The following is a 13,914-nucleotide window of genomic DNA, read 5'->3' on the forward strand; positions in this document are numbered from 1 at the left end:
TGATATACAAGCTCATTTTTACTCTGTATATTTGTGCAAACGTTTGAAATCATTTTTTAGTCCTATAAATCCTTTTGTCACACATGCAAGAATTTGGTCTTAAGCCTACCCATTCTGGCCTGGCCGAACTGGGAATTCATTCCGCAAATGAAGCTCACTGGAACCTTACCCCCGCTGAACTTGTAGAGCAAGCGTTAGCAAACGGCGAAGGCCAGCTGACCGATACCGGGGCACTGATGTGCGATACCGGCGAATTTACCGGTCGCTCTCCCAAGGATCGCTTCATTGTAAAAGACAGCAAAACCGCCGACACCGTGTGGTGGGGAGATGTCAACATTCCCTTCTCAGAAGAAAAATTTGATGCGCTCTATACGAAAGTGGTAGGGTACCTGGCCGACAAAAAGCTGTATGTGCGTGATGCCTATGCCGGTGCCATGCCCGAGTACCAGCTGAAGTTGCGGGTGGTGAACACCAAAGCCTGGCACAACCTGTTTTGCCACAACATGTTTCTGCGCCCGGGCCGTGAAGAACTAAAAAACTTTGCCCCTACCTTTACCATCATCTGTGCACCGGAGTTCCGGGCCGATCCGGCCGTAGACGGCACCCGCCAGCACAACTTTGCCATCCTCAACCTGAGCAAAAAGATTATTCTGATTGGCGGAACAGCCTATGCCGGTGAGATGAAAAAAGGCATTTTCTCGGTACTCAACTACCTGCTGCCGCATGAGGAGAACGTGCTGAGCATGCACTGCTCTGCCAACATTGGCCAGGAAGGCGATACTGCCGTATTCTTTGGCCTGAGCGGTACGGGCAAAACCACCCTGTCGGCCGATCCTGACCGCCACCTCATTGGCGATGATGAGCATGGCTGGACCGACAAAGGAGTATTTAACTTTGAAGGCGGCTGCTATGCCAAAACCATTGACATTACCCGGGAAAATGAGCCCCAGATCTGGGACGCCATTAAGTGGGAATCCATTGTGGAGAACACCCGTTTCTTCCCAGGCACCCGCACGGTAGATTACACCAACACCTCGGTAACCCAAAACACCCGCACCGCCTACCCCATCTACCATATAGACAATGCGGTAGAGCCTTCCGTAGGAGGTATTCCTAAAAACATCTTCTTCCTGACCTGCGATGCTTACGGCGTGCTGCCTCCCATCAGCCGCCTGGATAAGGGTCAGGCCATGTACCACTTTATCAGCGGCTACACCGCTAAAGTAGCCGGTACCGAGGCGGGCGTAACAGAGCCGCAAACTGTATTCTCGGCCTGCTTTGGCGCTCCCTTCCTGCCCCTGCACCCCACGGTCTATGCCGAAATGCTGGGCAAGAAAATGGACGAGCACAATGTGAACGTATGGCTTATCAACACCGGCTGGAGCGGTGGCGGCTACGGCGTAGGCAGCCGCATCAAGCTGCGCTATACCCGCGCAATGATCACTGCAGCGCTGAAGGGCGAGCTGGATGAAGTACACCTGGAGAAACATCCCATCTTTGGGGTGAACATGCCTACCTCCTGCCCCAATGTACCGCAAGAGATCCTGAATCCTCGCAATACCTGGAGCGACAAAGAGGCCTATGACCGGCAGGCCAGCAAACTGGCCAAGGCCTTTAACGACAACTTTGGCAAGTATGCCGAATTTGCCAATGAGGAGATTCTGGCCGGCGCTCCTGCCAAAAACAGCAGCGTAAGCGTATAAGTACCTTTGCCTTCCTGGCAACAAAAAAAGGCTGTTCGGAAATCCGAACAGCCTTTTTTATGGAAAGTATGAGGAGTATGCTAAAAAAGAGCAGGAATGAAACTGCCGAAATCCCCTGCCTAGAGGGTAAGCCGCAGCAGCCTGAATCTGCGCTGCTCATTTTGAAGCAACATTTCTTCGGGACGCAGCAGCTGCATGTCAAACGACTGGCCTTCGGCAAGGGTGGCATCATCAAACTGGATCCGCAGCCGGTCCTGCTTTACCTGCCAGGAGCCGGTATTTCGAATGACCTTGTCTTCAAACTCTACAAATCCGCCACTGCTCAAAAACTGATAGGCGACTGCCTGGTATTCCCTGCTGATATCCCTGTTATGCTCAATATCATAGGCCTCGGCAACTACCCATTGGTACCGAAGCACGTCGTATGACACCTTCTGGGCCAGATGACCGGCCTTTACCTTATTGGAATCGAGCAGGGCAAAAAATCCATAGAATAGCCCGGCAAGCAAGGCTAAATAAAGAAAATTGGTTCTGGCCATAATGTAGCGGTGGTGGATTCAGGGGTAAGACGGCTGAGTTCCGGTATTGGTTGGAATAAAAAGCGCCGGGAGCTGCTCCCGACGCTTCCTTCATCAACACCCTTAAAAATCTACACGCACGGGTGTAGTAAGGAGACTTTTTACCTCTACATTGTCCAGTTGGTCAGCCACCTCTACAAATTCTCCCTCCTGGTAGGCTACTACATACAGGTCATAGATGCCGGCGGCCAGAAATGGAAGGGTAAAGTGGCCATCCACATGCACGCTGGCACTGCTGACGGCATTGGGAAACTGGGGTTCGCCTTCGGACGGAAGAGCGGCTTCGGCATCGGTATAGGTATCGTTGGCATAGGCGTAAACTACATACTGGAGCCCTTCCTGCAGGCCGTTTACCTGCCCCTCAATGGTGCCGGCCTGCTCATTTACCACCAGGCGGATCACCGGTTTCAGAATCCACTTGCCGCTGGCGCCGGATTGTACCACCGATTTGCGTACATCAAAATCGGCAGTGATAAATACACTCCCATTGACCGGCACATCAAAACTTCCCTTAGCCTTGTAGCCGCTTTGGGTACCGCTGGGCACATAGAGGGGTTCCGTGGTACCGTTGGTAAACTGAATGTAGGTGGCTTCGCTGGCAGGGGAACCGCCATTGGTGGCGGCATTGAGTATAAAGCGCAGTTCAGAATAGGTACCGGCAGGCACCTCAAAATCGCCCAGCAGTTCAGTTTTGCCTTCGGTCAGGTCCAGCAGGTTAAGGCTTTTAGGGCCATCAAAGGCCTCAAAGCTGTGCCATTCATCCTCATACCGATACTCAACCGCCTCGATGGTTACATACACACCGGCTATGGTTTCGGCATCGGTGGGGGCATCGGTCAGGCGCAGGCTTAAGGTGCCGCTGGCGGGTTCATCATTGGTACAGCTTACCATGGCCAGACCGGCCAGGCAAAGAGAGAGGAGCAATCCTTTGTGAAGCATGAATAAAAAATTGGTTGATACTGCTCCCTAGACGATCAATAGGCGCTCAGGCGTTGGAAAGAGGGGTTATTTCCTTATTTCGTACTTAAATGTAAGCGTAAAATCCAAAGCAGAGCTGCGGGTACGGCGGAAGTGGGCCGGAACTTCGGCATTGCCGGCATAAATATTCAGTAGATCCACATAGGTACGCACCCCATAGCCCATCCAAAGCTGGCTGCTCAGGGGGATCATGTATTCCACCCCCAGCAGCAGCCCGGCCGAGTGGCGACGGTACTCCCCCGTAAGGTCCTGTACCCCCAGCGGGCCGGACAGTTGTGCCTGGTGCAGCCAGCCTCCGGATAGCCCCCCAGCCAGCGGGTATACGGCCTGGCGGCCAGGGCGCTTTTGCTTGGACTATAGGCCAGCAGGGCGTTCAGTTGGGTATAGCGCAGGCGCGTATCGGTTGTGCCATAAATGCCGCTGTGGTACTCCTCATACCGCTGGCCTGCTTCATTGTGCACCACCAGATCAGAGAGGAAAACCAGCCGGGCGCTCAGGGGTCTTTCGGCCTGCAGGGAAAAGCTTTTGCGCAGGCCGGGTAAGGGGGTGGTCAGGGAAGATTTGTCCATGGCATGGAAGGTCTTCTGGTTGAGCAGGTAGCTTAGCCTGCCCGATCCTCCAAGGCCTACGCGCCAGTTACCGGCAGGCGTAGCTTTTTTGGCCACCACGGCTTCTTCCCGTACAGGGGCCTGAGTAGTGGTCTTAGGGACTGTCAGCTTTGGCTCAGCCAGCGCCAGTTCTCCCTCCCGGCTGCTCAGCTGCACGAGTGGCAGGGTGTGTGGGGCTGTTTCTTCCCCCTTTGTGGATCTGAAAGCGCCCTGCCCGGCAGCAGCTCCGTTCGCTCCAGCACCCGGCTGATGGATACCCGATGCGCTTGCGTTAGGGGTGCGGGGCTGCCTGCCCTTGGGTAAGGGTATGGATGCGATCGAAGAAGGGGGTATAGGGTATTGGGGCCCTTCTGCCCCGCCAGTAGCAGACACATTCTCTGGTTCAGCGAATTGGGTTGCTGCGGCTGCGTCCTGCCTTTCGGCAGCTGGCTCCCGCTGCTCCCGGTCCGGACTGGCCAGGGGGTTAGTGGAAGTGCTGGCTACGTCAGTTCCTGCATTGGCTCCAGGCAGTTGGGTTAGGTCGGTTTCGGACACCTCCTGCCCGGCTACCAGTGCTTCAGTAGGGTCTGCCAGCTGAAACCAGAGGGGCAGGGCCAGCACCAGCATGGCTGCCAGTCCGCTAACCGCTTTGCCGGCTTTTTCCCACCACAGGAGCTGCTCGGCCTGCAGCAGCCGCTGGTCAATGGAGGTCCAGAGGCCATCCAGCTCCAGATCCTGGTTTATGCCTTCCCAGGCGCCTTCCAGGTCCAGGCTTTCGGAAATTGTATTCCAGGCCTCGGCAGGAGGCTCCAGCGGGTTTTCCTCCAGCCGGGTTTTGATCCAGTTTGTAAAGTGGTCGGGGGTTTTCACACGTGTCCTGCCAATCCGGTTAAATATGCCTGCAGAATGGTTCTGGCTCTGCTGTACTGAGATTTTGAAGTTCCCTCACTGATGGAGAGGCGGTCTGCGATTTCCTTATGCGTATAGCCCTCTATGGCATAGAGGTTAAAGATTACCCGGGCGCCTTCGGGCAGCTTGCGCAGAAAAAACAGAATTTCCTCCACATTGATGGCCCTGGAGATATTGTCTTCGGATACTTCCTGGTTGTGCTCTTCCACCAGTTCTATGAAATTGTTGAGGCGGCGGCTCTGGCGGAAATAATCAATGGCGGTATTGGTAACCACCCTGCGAATCCAGCCCTCCAGCGAATTGGTGGGAGCGTAGGTATTGATCTTCAGAAAAACCTTTACAAAACTATCCTGCAGAATATCCTGCGCCATATCCTTATCCCGGGCATAGGCCTGGCAGATCGCATACATTTTGCGGGAATATTTGCGGTAGAGCAGCTCCTGGTATTTGCGGTCCTTTTTTAGGCATCCCTCCAGCAACGCTTCGTCTGACATGTTCGCAAGAGGTTCCATAGCTTAATCAAAAAGGAATAAGGCCGATTGTTCAATGCGGCTCACCAGCAGGTTATAGATTGCCTCGTTCTGATGGCGGGAGATCACAACGGTGGGCTCACCGTTTACCAGGCTCAGCTTGCCACTCTGCAGCATGCGCGGGTTGATCAGGTCCATCCAGCGTTGCGGCTGAAACGTAAGGCGGGCTGTTTGCCGTTGCCCCTCCTGTACCACTACCTGCTGACTCCCCCCATCGCCCCGGGCCGTAAAGCGGTAGGCATCTTCCCCGGCGTAGATAAAGAGAAACGGTACGGCTACCCCATGACTGGTAACATACTCCCCCCAAAGCTCAACACCTCCGCGGAGATCAGCCCGATCAAGCTCCTCATGGGCAGCGGCTGCATCATTGCCCAAAGGCAGCTCCAGAGATAGATCAATGCGGGAGTATACCCCCTGTGGCATCTCAAACTGCAGAATCTGGCCGGGGGCTTCTTTGCTGAAAACCACGCCATGTCCCCCTGTAAAGCTGCGGGTGAAGAAATAATTCTCGCCCCCCTCCCGGTAGCCATCAAAGCCTAGTTCGTTGATGAACAGGCGTCCACCAGTTACTTCAAGACTTTCATTGGCGCCGCTCCCCTGGGATGGCCCCATTTCTACCAGCAGCACAGCCGCTACGGGTCGGGTAAGATCATCCTTGGAGCATGAGAAGAGGGGCAGCAGGGCCAGGCAGAGCAGAATGCTTTTTCTAAGCAGCATGAGGAACAAGCAACATAGTTTTAGGGGTAGACGAAACCCAAGCTACGCCGGTTGGAACGGATAGTCCAATAAATGTAGGAAAATCTTATTTTTAGGGATGATTTCAGCTATTGACCTTTCGCATAAAGCCCTGCGCTGGCAGGAGCTTATCCAGTCCGCCGCCCAGTCCATACGTCCCGTAGTGCAGCTATCCGATCAGCAACGCCTGGTCTGGCTCGATCTGTCGGGCGCCAATACCCGTCTGGCAGCCATACAGGTGGCGGATACCGGGGGCCTGGATGCGTTTATTTGCGCAGAATGTAGCCGCCAGGAGGGTATTGGCGGCATAGGCGGCTATATGGAAGACCGCAGGTTGTACCTGCGCAGTGCCGTATTTGCCGGCGAAGAGCACCGCACCCTGCACCTGGGGGTAGATATCTGGCTGCCGGCCCACACACCCATTTATGCAGCACTCGGCGGGCGGGTCCACAGCTTTGCCGACAATGCCGGCTTTGGCAATTACGGCCCTACCATCATTCTGGAACATCAGCTGGAAGAGATCACCTTTTATACGCTCTACGGCCATTTAAGCCGGCAGTCGTTGCTGGAATTAGAAGAGGGTAAGCCGGTGGCAGCCGGGGAGCAGATCGCCAGCCTGGGTACGGCAGAAGAAAATGGCGACTGGCCACCCCATCTGCACTTTCAGATCATGCTGGATATGGAAGGAATGAAGGGGGATTATCCTGGGGTGGCGGCTCCCTCCAGGGCAGACTATTACCGCCTGCGCTGCCCGGACCCTAACATACTGCTTAAATTTCCCCTGTAGGGCTTAGTCGATCTCGCCCGCCATCAGGGCACCGGCAATGGTGGCCGTCATCATACAGGCAATGGTGGCGGCCAGCAGGGCCCGCATGCCCAGGCGGCTCAGCTGTCCCTGCTGGTTGGGAGCCATGCCGCCAATACCCCCTACCTGTATGGCAATGGAGCTGAAGTTGGAGAAGCCGCAAAGCGCATAGGTGGCAATGATAATGGATTTGGGACTGAGCCCCCCTACTTCCTTCATCTGGGCCAGGCTGCTATAGGCTACAAATTCGTTGATCACCGTTTTCTGGCCCAGGAGGCTGCCTACAGCCAGGGTTTCAGACCACTCTACCCCCATAACCCAGGTAAACACCCGGAATACCTGCCCCAGCAGATACTCCAGCGTAAAGCCGCTAAAAGTACCCCCCGTGCTGGCTGAAACGCTTTGATTCAGGGTACTGCCGCCCAGGCTGATCTCGCCTACAAAGCCCGCCAGAAAGCCGTTTACAGCATAGATGATTGCAATGAAGGCCAGCAGCATGCCCCCTACGTTCAGGGCCAGCTTAAGCCCCTCGGAGGCACCGCGGGAAAGGGCATCGATCAGGTTTTCGCCCAGGGTTTCGGAGTTCACCTTTAGTTCCCGGTCGATCTGCTCGGGATTTACTTCGGGAATGATGATCTTGGAAATAACAATGGCAGCCGGCGCATTCATGATGGAAGCACTCAGCAGGTAGGTAGCAAAGCGGGTACGCTCTTCAATGCTATCGCCGCCCAGAAAGGCTACATAACCAGCCAGTACGCCGCCGGCAATGGTGGCCATGCCCCCTGTCATAAGGCACATGAGCTCCGAGCGGGTCATGTTGGCCACAAAGGGGCGCACCAGCAGCGGGGCTTCGGTCTGGCCCAGGAAGATGTTTCCGGCAGCCGAAAGGCTCTCCGAACCGCTCAGGCGCATGGTGCGGGCCATGATCCAGGCAATGCCGTAGACAATTTTTTGCAGTATGCCCAGGTAATAGAGACCAGCCGTAACGGTAGAAAAGAAGATGATGGTGGGCAGTACCTTAAAGGCAAAAATAAAGCCCCAGTTGCCGGAGGCATCAATGAGGTTGCCAAACAGAAAGCGGGCGCCATCATCGCTGTAGCCCAGAAAGATCACAAAGGCTTCGCTTACTTTTTTAAAGGCAAGTGCTACGGCTTCTACCTGCGTTATAAGCAGGCCAAAGGTGATTTGCAGCAGCAGACCAATGCCTACTAGCCGCCAGTCAATGGCACTTCGTTTGCTTGAGAAAAGAAAGGCAAAACCGATTAATACCAGTATCCCGACTAAGGCTCTTACTATATCCACCGTTCAAAATTTAACCGGACCAAAAATAGCGGAATACCCCTAGAAAAAAAATTTTACGGCCCCCTCCTGCACCCCCAAACGTCCTGGAGCCCAAATAAAAAACCTTATCCGCTAAAGGATAAGGTTTAAATAATGTGCTGTAGGGAATTAGAAATATTAATTGCGGCGGTTCATCTCGTCCCGGATCTTGGCCGCCTTTTCATAATCTTCCTGCTGCAGGGCCTCTTCCAGCATTTTGCTCAGCTTGTCATTGGAGAGGTCCTTGAGCTGCTCGGTAAAGGGCTTGCTGCTTTTTTTGCTGCTGCTTTCCCGCTTACTGGTGCTGCGGCTGCTGCTCTTTTCCTCCTCTTCTTCGGGCTCTTCGGAGAGCACAATGCCGGCTTCGGACATTACATTCTCAAAGGTATAGATGGGCACATTAAAGCGCAGGCCAATGGCAATGGCATCCGAGGGTCGGGCATCCACTTCAATCTGCTTGGCTCCGTTGTGGCACACAATCTTGGCGAAGAATACCCCTTCTTTCAGGTCGGAGATCACAATTTCCTCTACTTCAAAATCGAAGCTCTGGGCAAAAGATTTGAAAAGATCATGGGTCATGGGCCGGTTGGGGATGATCTTTTCGATCTCAATGGCAATGGCCTGGGCCTCAAACATGCCAATGATGATCGGCAGCCGGCGCTTGCCATGCGCCTCCCCCAATACCAGCGCAAAGGAGCCCGACTGGGACTGGCTGGACGATAGACCTAATATTTCTAATTTTATCTTCTCCACAGTATGCTTATTTAGCGGCTCTGATCGCTTCGGTTAGTTTCGGCACTACTTCAAACGCATCGCCAACAATACCGTAATCAGCCGCCTTGAAGAATGGTGCTTCCGGATCTTTATTGATAACTACAATTACCTTGCTTGAGTTTACGCCGGCCAGGTGCTGAATGGCGCCTGAAATGCCCACCGCAATGTAGAGCGTAGGGCTTACCTTTACCCCTGTCTGGCCCACGTGCTCGTGGTGGGGGCGCCAGCCAATGTCTGATACGGGTTTGCTGCAGCCGGTAGCCGCACCCAGCTCCCCTGCCAGCTCTTCCAGCATGCCCCAGTTCTCAGGGCCTTTCATGCCCCGTCCGCCAGAGACTACGATGTCGGCCTCGGGCAGCAGCACTTCGCCCTCCTGCTTTTCGGTTTTGGTGATGGTTACGCCAAAATCGCTGTCGCTCAGCTGGGGTGAGAAGGCTTCTACCTGGGCAGAACCGCCGGTTTCCTTCAGGTCTACCGCATTTTTCTTAACGGCCAGAATCTTGATATCCCCCTTCATCTCTTCGGTAGCAAAGGCTTTGCCGGTATAGATGCTGCGGGTTACTTTAAATCCGCTGGTGGTATCGGGCAGAGCCGTTACATTCGATACAAAAGAAGCGCCGGTTTTAATGGCTACACGCGCCGCCACAGGATCACCCAGGGCCGATTTGGCCAGCACCAGGGTTTTGGCGCCGCTTTGCTCAAGGGCCTGTGCCAGTACAGAAGCATAGGCCTGAATAATGCCCTTATTGAGCCGCTCGTCGTTTACATGCAGCACCTTGGTGGCGCCGAAATTGCCGGCTTTCTGTAGCTCGGCACTCTCCAGCTGGCCCAGATAAATGGCGGTAACATCACCCTGCCCCATGGCTGCGGCAAAGGAGATGGCCTCCAGGGAAGATTTTTTTATGGCGCCGTCGGCGCTTTCGATAAATACTAATACAGACATATATAAAAAAGGCTTAAGACCAGAAATTGATTTAGCGAAAAATTACAGGACCTTGGCTTCGGTTTTCAGCAGGCGTACCAGCTCCCCTACATTGTCCTTATCGATCATTTTCACCCCCCCTTGGGCGGTGGCATGTCGTAGCGCTGCAGCTCGGTCTTGGTCTCGGGCGCCACCGGCTCCCGTACGTCCAGTTTTTGGTGCGGGCGGTCATGATGCCGCGCATGTTGGGGATCTTCCATTCGGCAATGGGCTCCTGGCAGCCGGCCACAAAGGGCAGGTTCAGTTCCAGATACTCTTTACCCCCTTCTATTTCGCGGGCCAGGCGGGCGGTGTTGCCCTCAATGTCCAGCTTCATTACAGGAGATACGCTTGGCATCCCCAGCAGCTCGCCTACCATGCCGTGTACCATACCCCCATTGAAATCTATGGATTCGCGGCCCATCAGAATCAGGTCATAGCCTCCCTCTTTTGCTACAGCAGCTATTTGCTGGGCTACAAAAAAAGAATCTTTAGGGAAGGAATTGATGCGGATGGCCTCATCGGCGCCAATGGCCAGGGCCTTGCGGATGGTAGGTTCGGTATCGGCCTCGCCTACATTCAGTACGGTTACCGAGCCGCCGCTCTGCTCCTTGAGCTCAATGGCGCGGGCCAGGGCATAATCGTCATACGGACCGATAATGAACTGAACCCCTGCACTATTCAACTTGGTATTATTATCAGAAAAGGAAATTTTGGATGTGGTATCCGGAACGTGTGTGATACAAACCAGGATTTTCATAAAAAATAGAAAAGTTGATAAAACTATAAGTACGTGTAAATTTAGCCCGAAAATAAAGTAATAACTTTAAAGAAAAAAGAATATATGTCAGTGCAGCGAATTGAGCAGTTGCAGCAGATGCTGTCCGAAAGCCCCGATGATCCTTTTCTGCACTATGCCCTGGCGCTTGAGTTCCGCTCCGCTGATCCGCAGCAGGCGCTAGCCTATTTTGAGCACCTGCTTAGCCGGCATGCCGAGTATCTGCCCACCTACTACCATGCCGCTGCCCTGCTTGCCGAACTGGGCCAGAGCGAGCGCGCCAAGGAGGTATACCAGACAGGCATAGCCCTAGCCCGCCAGCAAAGCAGCCACCATAGCCTGCGCGAACTGCAGAATGCCTACCAAAACCTGCTGGTAGAGTTGGATGAGCTATAGAAAGAACTCCAGTTTGGGGCTTTGGTTTTGTCCTTTTTTACCTATTGCCCTTCCATCTCTACCACCAGCTTGCCAAACTGCCGGCCTTCCTTCATACGGTCCAGCGCCTCCAGGATACGATCAAAGGGCAGCGGCGCTTCCATGATGGGGCGAATCTGGTGCTTTTCAAGAAACGCCAGCATATCGGCAAATTCGGCATCGGTTCCCATGGTAGAACCCTGCAGCCGGATCTGCGACCAGAAGATCTTGCGCAGGTTTAAGTTGTCGGGTACCCCGGTGGTGGCGCCATAGAACACAATGGTGCCCCCGGGTTTTACCACATTCAACAGGTGGTTCAGGGCATTTCCGCCGGCCGAGTCTATGATCAGGTCAAAACCTCCCGTTTCTTTTTTAGCGTCCGAGGTCCAGGTGTCGCTCCGATAGTTGAACCCCCCTTTTGCCCCCCCTTCTTTGGCTGCGGCAATCTTTTCGGCGGCGCTGCTGCTCACCCATACCTCGGCACCGGCTGCCAGGGCAAACAGAAAGGCCCACTGGGCTACACCCCCGCCTATGCCATTGATCAGCACCTTCTGGCCCCTGACCAGGCACCCCTGCCGGAACAGGGCTCTGTAGGCGGTGAGCCCACCCAGGGGTACAGCGGCCGCTTCGGCCCAGCTCAGGTGTTTGGGTTTGGGATAGAGCCTGTCAAGGGGTACACATACCCACTCGGCAAAGGTGCCATCGGAGGGCATGCCCAGGATGTTGTAGTCCGCCGCCTGTGCGGCCGGATTTGGCCCCCAGTTGCGGTTGGGGTTGATCACTACGTTGCGGCCTACCCACTCCTGATGCTCCTCCCCTCCTACAGCCGCTACCACACCGGCACCATCGGAGCCAAGAGTCACCCCGGGCTGGATTCCGGCATACAGGCCCTCGCGTATCCACTGGTCCCGGTGATTGAGCGCGGCGGCCTTCAGGCGTACAAGGGCTTCTCCTTCTTTAGGGGTGGGGATGGGTTTATCGGAAAATTCGAGCGTTTTGGGATGTGTAAGGACAAGTGCTTTCATGAAAAAAATAGATCAGCGAGGGTACACTATTGTTAAACGACCAAATATAGTCCTTCCAGCCGCTTCTGCCAAAAGTAGGCTGAGCTCCTATTTGCCTGATGACAGTACTTTTTAATGCTTTTTTAATAATCTGATCAAAACCCCTCACCCCCATGCATGTTCTCATTTTAGTGCCCTCTTAAAACGGGCCAGTAATGCAGTTGAAATGAGCACCACCCTTTATTTAGCAATGTCGGATCTGATATCGCTCATTGTTGCCCTTTCCTGCTTCTACATGTATCAAACCTCTACCGGGCATCTTAACACATTATAAAAGGCCCTGGAAGATTTTTTAACCATCACTCATTATGGATAACAAGAAAAAAAGGGTAAAAACCTGACTCAAAGCGACCCTGCCAGCTTCAAGTTTGATGAGCATGCCAAGGACAAGCAAATGGATGCCTACCGGGAAGAGTCCGAAGAGCAGTTTCTCACCACCGATACCGGCGTACGGGTAAACCATGTAGATGACTCCCTGAAAGCCGGCAGCCGGGGGCCCACTATCATGGAAGATTTTCTGTTCCGGGAGCGTATTACGCACCTCGATCATGAGTCTATTCCCGAACGGGTGGTTCATGCCCGTGGTTCAGGGGCCCATGGCTATTTTCAGCCCTATGAATCCATGGCTGAGTATACCAAGGCCCAGTTTCTCTCCGATCCCTCGGTAAAGACACCCGTCTTTGTGCGCTTCTCTACCGTTGTGGGCTCCCGAGGCTCGGCCGATACGGTGCGGGATGTGCGGGGTTTTGCAACAAAGTTCTATACCCAGGAAGGCAATTACGACCTGGTAGGCAACAACATGCCGGTATTCTTTATCCAGGATGGCATCAAGTTCATTGATCTTGTGCATGCCATCAAGCCCATGCCCGACAATGAAATGCCACAGGCCTCTGCCGCGCATGACACCTTCTGGGATTTTGCCTCCCTGATGCCGGAATCTACCCATATGCTCATGTGGGTACTCTCCGACCGGGCCATACCCCGCAGCTTTGCCCACATGGAAGGCTTTGGAGTACACACCTTTCGCTGGATCAACGCCCAGGGCAAGTCCCGTTTTGTAAAACTGCATTGGAAACCGGTATTGGGCATTCATTCCCTGGTGTGGGATGAGGCCCAGAAACTGGCCGGCAAAGACCCCGACTGGCTTCGCCGCGATCTGTGGGATTCCATTGACATGGGCGATTATCCCGAGTTTGAACTCTGTGTGCAGATGGTGGAAGAAGAAGATGAGCACAAATTTGGCTTCGACCTGCTGGATGCCACCAAAATCATTCCCGAAGAACTGGTACCCGTAAAGAAAGTAGGCAAGATGGTACTGAACCGCAACCCGGACAATTTCTTTTCCGAAACCGAGCAGGTGGCCTTCCACCCCGGCAATGTGGTGCCAGGCATCGATTTCACCAACGACCCCCTGCTGCAGGGCCGTCTGTTTTCCTACATCGATACGCAGATCAACCGCTTCAGCAGCAAAAACTTCACCGAGGTACCCATTAACCGGCCCGTATGTCCGGTGCACAACTTTCATGGCGCCGGCTTTATGAAACAAACGGTGGGCACCGGCAAGGTCAACTACTCCCCCAGCTCGCTGGAAGGAGATAAGTTTAAGATGGCCTCCGAAGCTGAAGGCGGCTATGTGCACTACCAGGAGCGGGTAGATGGGCGCAAGATCCGGGAGCGCAGCGAAAGCTTTAAAGACCACTTTAGCCAGGCCACCCTTTTCTGGAACAGCATGCTAAGCCCGAGCAAAAGCACATCATCAGCGCCCTGCATTTTGAGCT

The 13,914-nt window shown here is 54.2% G+C and carries 13 protein-coding genes and 2 pseudogenes; 4 read left to right on the plus strand and 11 right to left on the minus strand.

The window, feature by feature from the left end; genetic code table 11:
- Positions 1 to 83 precede the first annotated feature (83 nt).
- A complete protein-coding gene (pckA, locus tag ADICEAN_RS11720; RefSeq protein ID WP_009195815.1) occupies positions 84 to 1,703 on the plus strand; it encodes a phosphoenolpyruvate carboxykinase (ATP) in 1,620 nt (539 codons plus the stop codon).
- A 119-nt stretch (positions 1,704 to 1,822) separates the two neighbouring features.
- Here pckA and ADICEAN_RS11725 read toward each other — a convergent pair whose 3' ends face one another.
- The 6 genes from ADICEAN_RS11725 to ADICEAN_RS11745 all read right to left on the minus strand — a co-directional run bounded on the left by ADICEAN_RS11725 (position 1,823) and on the right by ADICEAN_RS11745 (position 6,002).
- Positions 1,823 to 2,242, minus strand: a complete 420-nt coding sequence (locus ADICEAN_RS11725) for a hypothetical protein (protein WP_040396906.1) — start codon at positions 2,240 to 2,242, stop codon at positions 1,823 to 1,825.
- A 102-nt stretch (positions 2,243 to 2,344) separates the two neighbouring features.
- Positions 2,345 to 3,220 carry a DUF4382 domain-containing protein gene (locus tag ADICEAN_RS11730; RefSeq protein WP_009195817.1) on the minus strand — a complete coding sequence of 292 codons (876 nt, stop codon included), beginning with the start codon at positions 3,218 to 3,220 and terminating at the stop codon, positions 2,345 to 2,347.
- Between the two features lie 66 nt (positions 3,221 to 3,286).
- Positions 3,287 to 3,451, minus strand: coding sequence for a hypothetical protein (locus tag ADICEAN_RS22645; RefSeq protein WP_009195818.1), 165 nt, complete (start codon positions 3,449 to 3,451; stop codon positions 3,287 to 3,289).
- Positions 3,448 to 4,716: a hypothetical protein gene (locus tag ADICEAN_RS11735; protein WP_009195819.1), complete on the minus strand. Its 1,269-nt coding sequence runs from the start codon at positions 4,714 to 4,716 to the stop codon at positions 3,448 to 3,450. The genes ADICEAN_RS22645 and ADICEAN_RS11735 overlap by 4 nt, the downstream gene beginning before the upstream one ends.
- Positions 4,713 to 5,249, minus strand: a complete 537-nt coding sequence (locus ADICEAN_RS11740) for an RNA polymerase sigma factor (protein ID WP_152426403.1) — start codon at positions 5,247 to 5,249, stop codon at positions 4,713 to 4,715. The genes ADICEAN_RS11735 and ADICEAN_RS11740 overlap by 4 nt, the downstream gene beginning before the upstream one ends.
- 21 nt (positions 5,250 to 5,270) lie before the next feature.
- Positions 5,271 to 6,002: a hypothetical protein gene (locus ADICEAN_RS11745; protein WP_009195821.1), complete on the minus strand. Its 732-nt coding sequence runs from the start codon at positions 6,000 to 6,002 to the stop codon at positions 5,271 to 5,273.
- Between the two features lie 97 nt (positions 6,003 to 6,099).
- On the opposite strand from ADICEAN_RS11745, the gene ADICEAN_RS11750 reads away from it, so the two are divergent.
- Positions 6,100 to 6,807: a peptidoglycan DD-metalloendopeptidase family protein gene (locus ADICEAN_RS11750; protein ID WP_009195822.1), complete on the plus strand. Its 708-nt coding sequence runs from the start codon at positions 6,100 to 6,102 to the stop codon at positions 6,805 to 6,807.
- 3 nt (positions 6,808 to 6,810) lie between these two features.
- Here the strand turns inward: ADICEAN_RS11750 and ADICEAN_RS11755 are convergent, their stop codons facing one another.
- The 4 genes and pseudogenes from ADICEAN_RS11755 to ADICEAN_RS11770 form a co-directional block, all read right to left on the minus strand.
- On the minus strand, positions 6,811 to 8,127 hold the full coding sequence (locus ADICEAN_RS11755; protein ID WP_009195823.1) for a NupC/NupG family nucleoside CNT transporter: 1,317 nt from the start codon (positions 8,125 to 8,127) through the stop codon (positions 6,811 to 6,813).
- A gap of 156 nt (positions 8,128 to 8,283) precedes the next feature.
- Complete coding sequence (locus ADICEAN_RS11760; protein WP_009195824.1) at positions 8,284 to 8,898, minus strand: bifunctional nuclease family protein; 615 nt, start codon at positions 8,896 to 8,898, stop codon at positions 8,284 to 8,286.
- Positions 8,899 to 8,905: 7 nt separating this feature from the next.
- Positions 8,906 to 9,862 carry an electron transfer flavoprotein subunit alpha/FixB family protein gene (locus ADICEAN_RS11765; protein WP_009195825.1) on the minus strand — a complete coding sequence of 319 codons (957 nt, stop codon included), beginning with the start codon at positions 9,860 to 9,862 and terminating at the stop codon, positions 8,906 to 8,908.
- Positions 9,863 to 9,904: 42 nt separating this feature from the next.
- Positions 9,905 to 10,640 (minus strand): annotated as a pseudogene (locus ADICEAN_RS11770) (electron transfer flavoprotein subunit beta/FixA family protein).
- An 84-nt stretch (positions 10,641 to 10,724) separates the two neighbouring features.
- Here ADICEAN_RS11770 and ADICEAN_RS11775 point away from each other — a divergent pair.
- On the plus strand, positions 10,725 to 11,054 hold the full coding sequence (locus ADICEAN_RS11775; RefSeq protein ID WP_009195827.1) for a tetratricopeptide repeat protein: 330 nt from the start codon (positions 10,725 to 10,727) through the stop codon (positions 11,052 to 11,054).
- 41 nt (positions 11,055 to 11,095) lie between these two features.
- Here the strand turns inward: ADICEAN_RS11775 and ADICEAN_RS11780 are convergent, their stop codons facing one another.
- Positions 11,096 to 12,097, minus strand: a complete 1,002-nt coding sequence (locus tag ADICEAN_RS11780) for a zinc-binding dehydrogenase (protein WP_009195828.1) — start codon at positions 12,095 to 12,097, stop codon at positions 11,096 to 11,098.
- Positions 12,098 to 12,530: 433 nt separating this feature from the next.
- Here ADICEAN_RS11780 and ADICEAN_RS11785 point away from each other — a divergent pair.
- Positions 12,531 to 13,914: pseudogene (locus tag ADICEAN_RS11785) on the plus strand (catalase); the annotation flags it as partial.

The organism is Cesiribacter andamanensis AMV16 (genome assembly GCF_000348925.1).
Lineage (GTDB): Bacteria > Bacteroidota > Bacteroidia > Cytophagales > Cyclobacteriaceae > Cesiribacter > Cesiribacter andamanensis.

Excerpts from the sequence above, each read along its gene's own strand:
- ADICEAN_RS11775 (WP_009195827.1), top strand. The coding sequence starts at position 10,725 with ATGTCAGTGCAGCGAATTGAGCAGTTGCAGCAGATGCTGTCCGAAAGC.
- ADICEAN_RS11725 (WP_040396906.1), bottom strand. The coding sequence starts at position 2,242 with ATGGCCAGAACCAATTTTCTTTATTTAGCCTTGCTTGCCGGGCTATTC.
- ADICEAN_RS11750 (WP_009195822.1), top strand. The coding sequence starts at position 6,100 with ATGATTTCAGCTATTGACCTTTCGCATAAAGCCCTGCGCTGGCAGGAG.
- pckA (WP_009195815.1), top strand. The coding sequence starts at position 84 with ATGCAAGAATTTGGTCTTAAGCCTACCCATTCTGGCCTGGCCGAACTG.
- ADICEAN_RS11745 (WP_009195821.1), bottom strand. The coding sequence starts at position 6,002 with ATGCTGCTTAGAAAAAGCATTCTGCTCTGCCTGGCCCTGCTGCCCCTC.
- ADICEAN_RS22645 (WP_009195818.1), bottom strand. The coding sequence starts at position 3,451 with ATGATCCCCCTGAGCAGCCAGCTTTGGATGGGCTATGGGGTGCGTACC.
- ADICEAN_RS11740 (WP_152426403.1), bottom strand. The coding sequence starts at position 5,249 with ATGTCAGACGAAGCGTTGCTGGAGGGATGCCTAAAAAAGGACCGCAAA.
- ADICEAN_RS11730 (WP_009195817.1), bottom strand. The coding sequence starts at position 3,220 with ATGCTTCACAAAGGATTGCTCCTCTCTCTTTGCCTGGCCGGTCTGGCC.
- ADICEAN_RS11780 (WP_009195828.1), bottom strand. The coding sequence starts at position 12,097 with ATGAAAGCACTTGTCCTTACACATCCCAAAACGCTCGAATTTTCCGAT.
- ADICEAN_RS11765 (WP_009195825.1), bottom strand. The coding sequence starts at position 9,862 with ATGTCTGTATTAGTATTTATCGAAAGCGCCGACGGCGCCATAAAAAAA.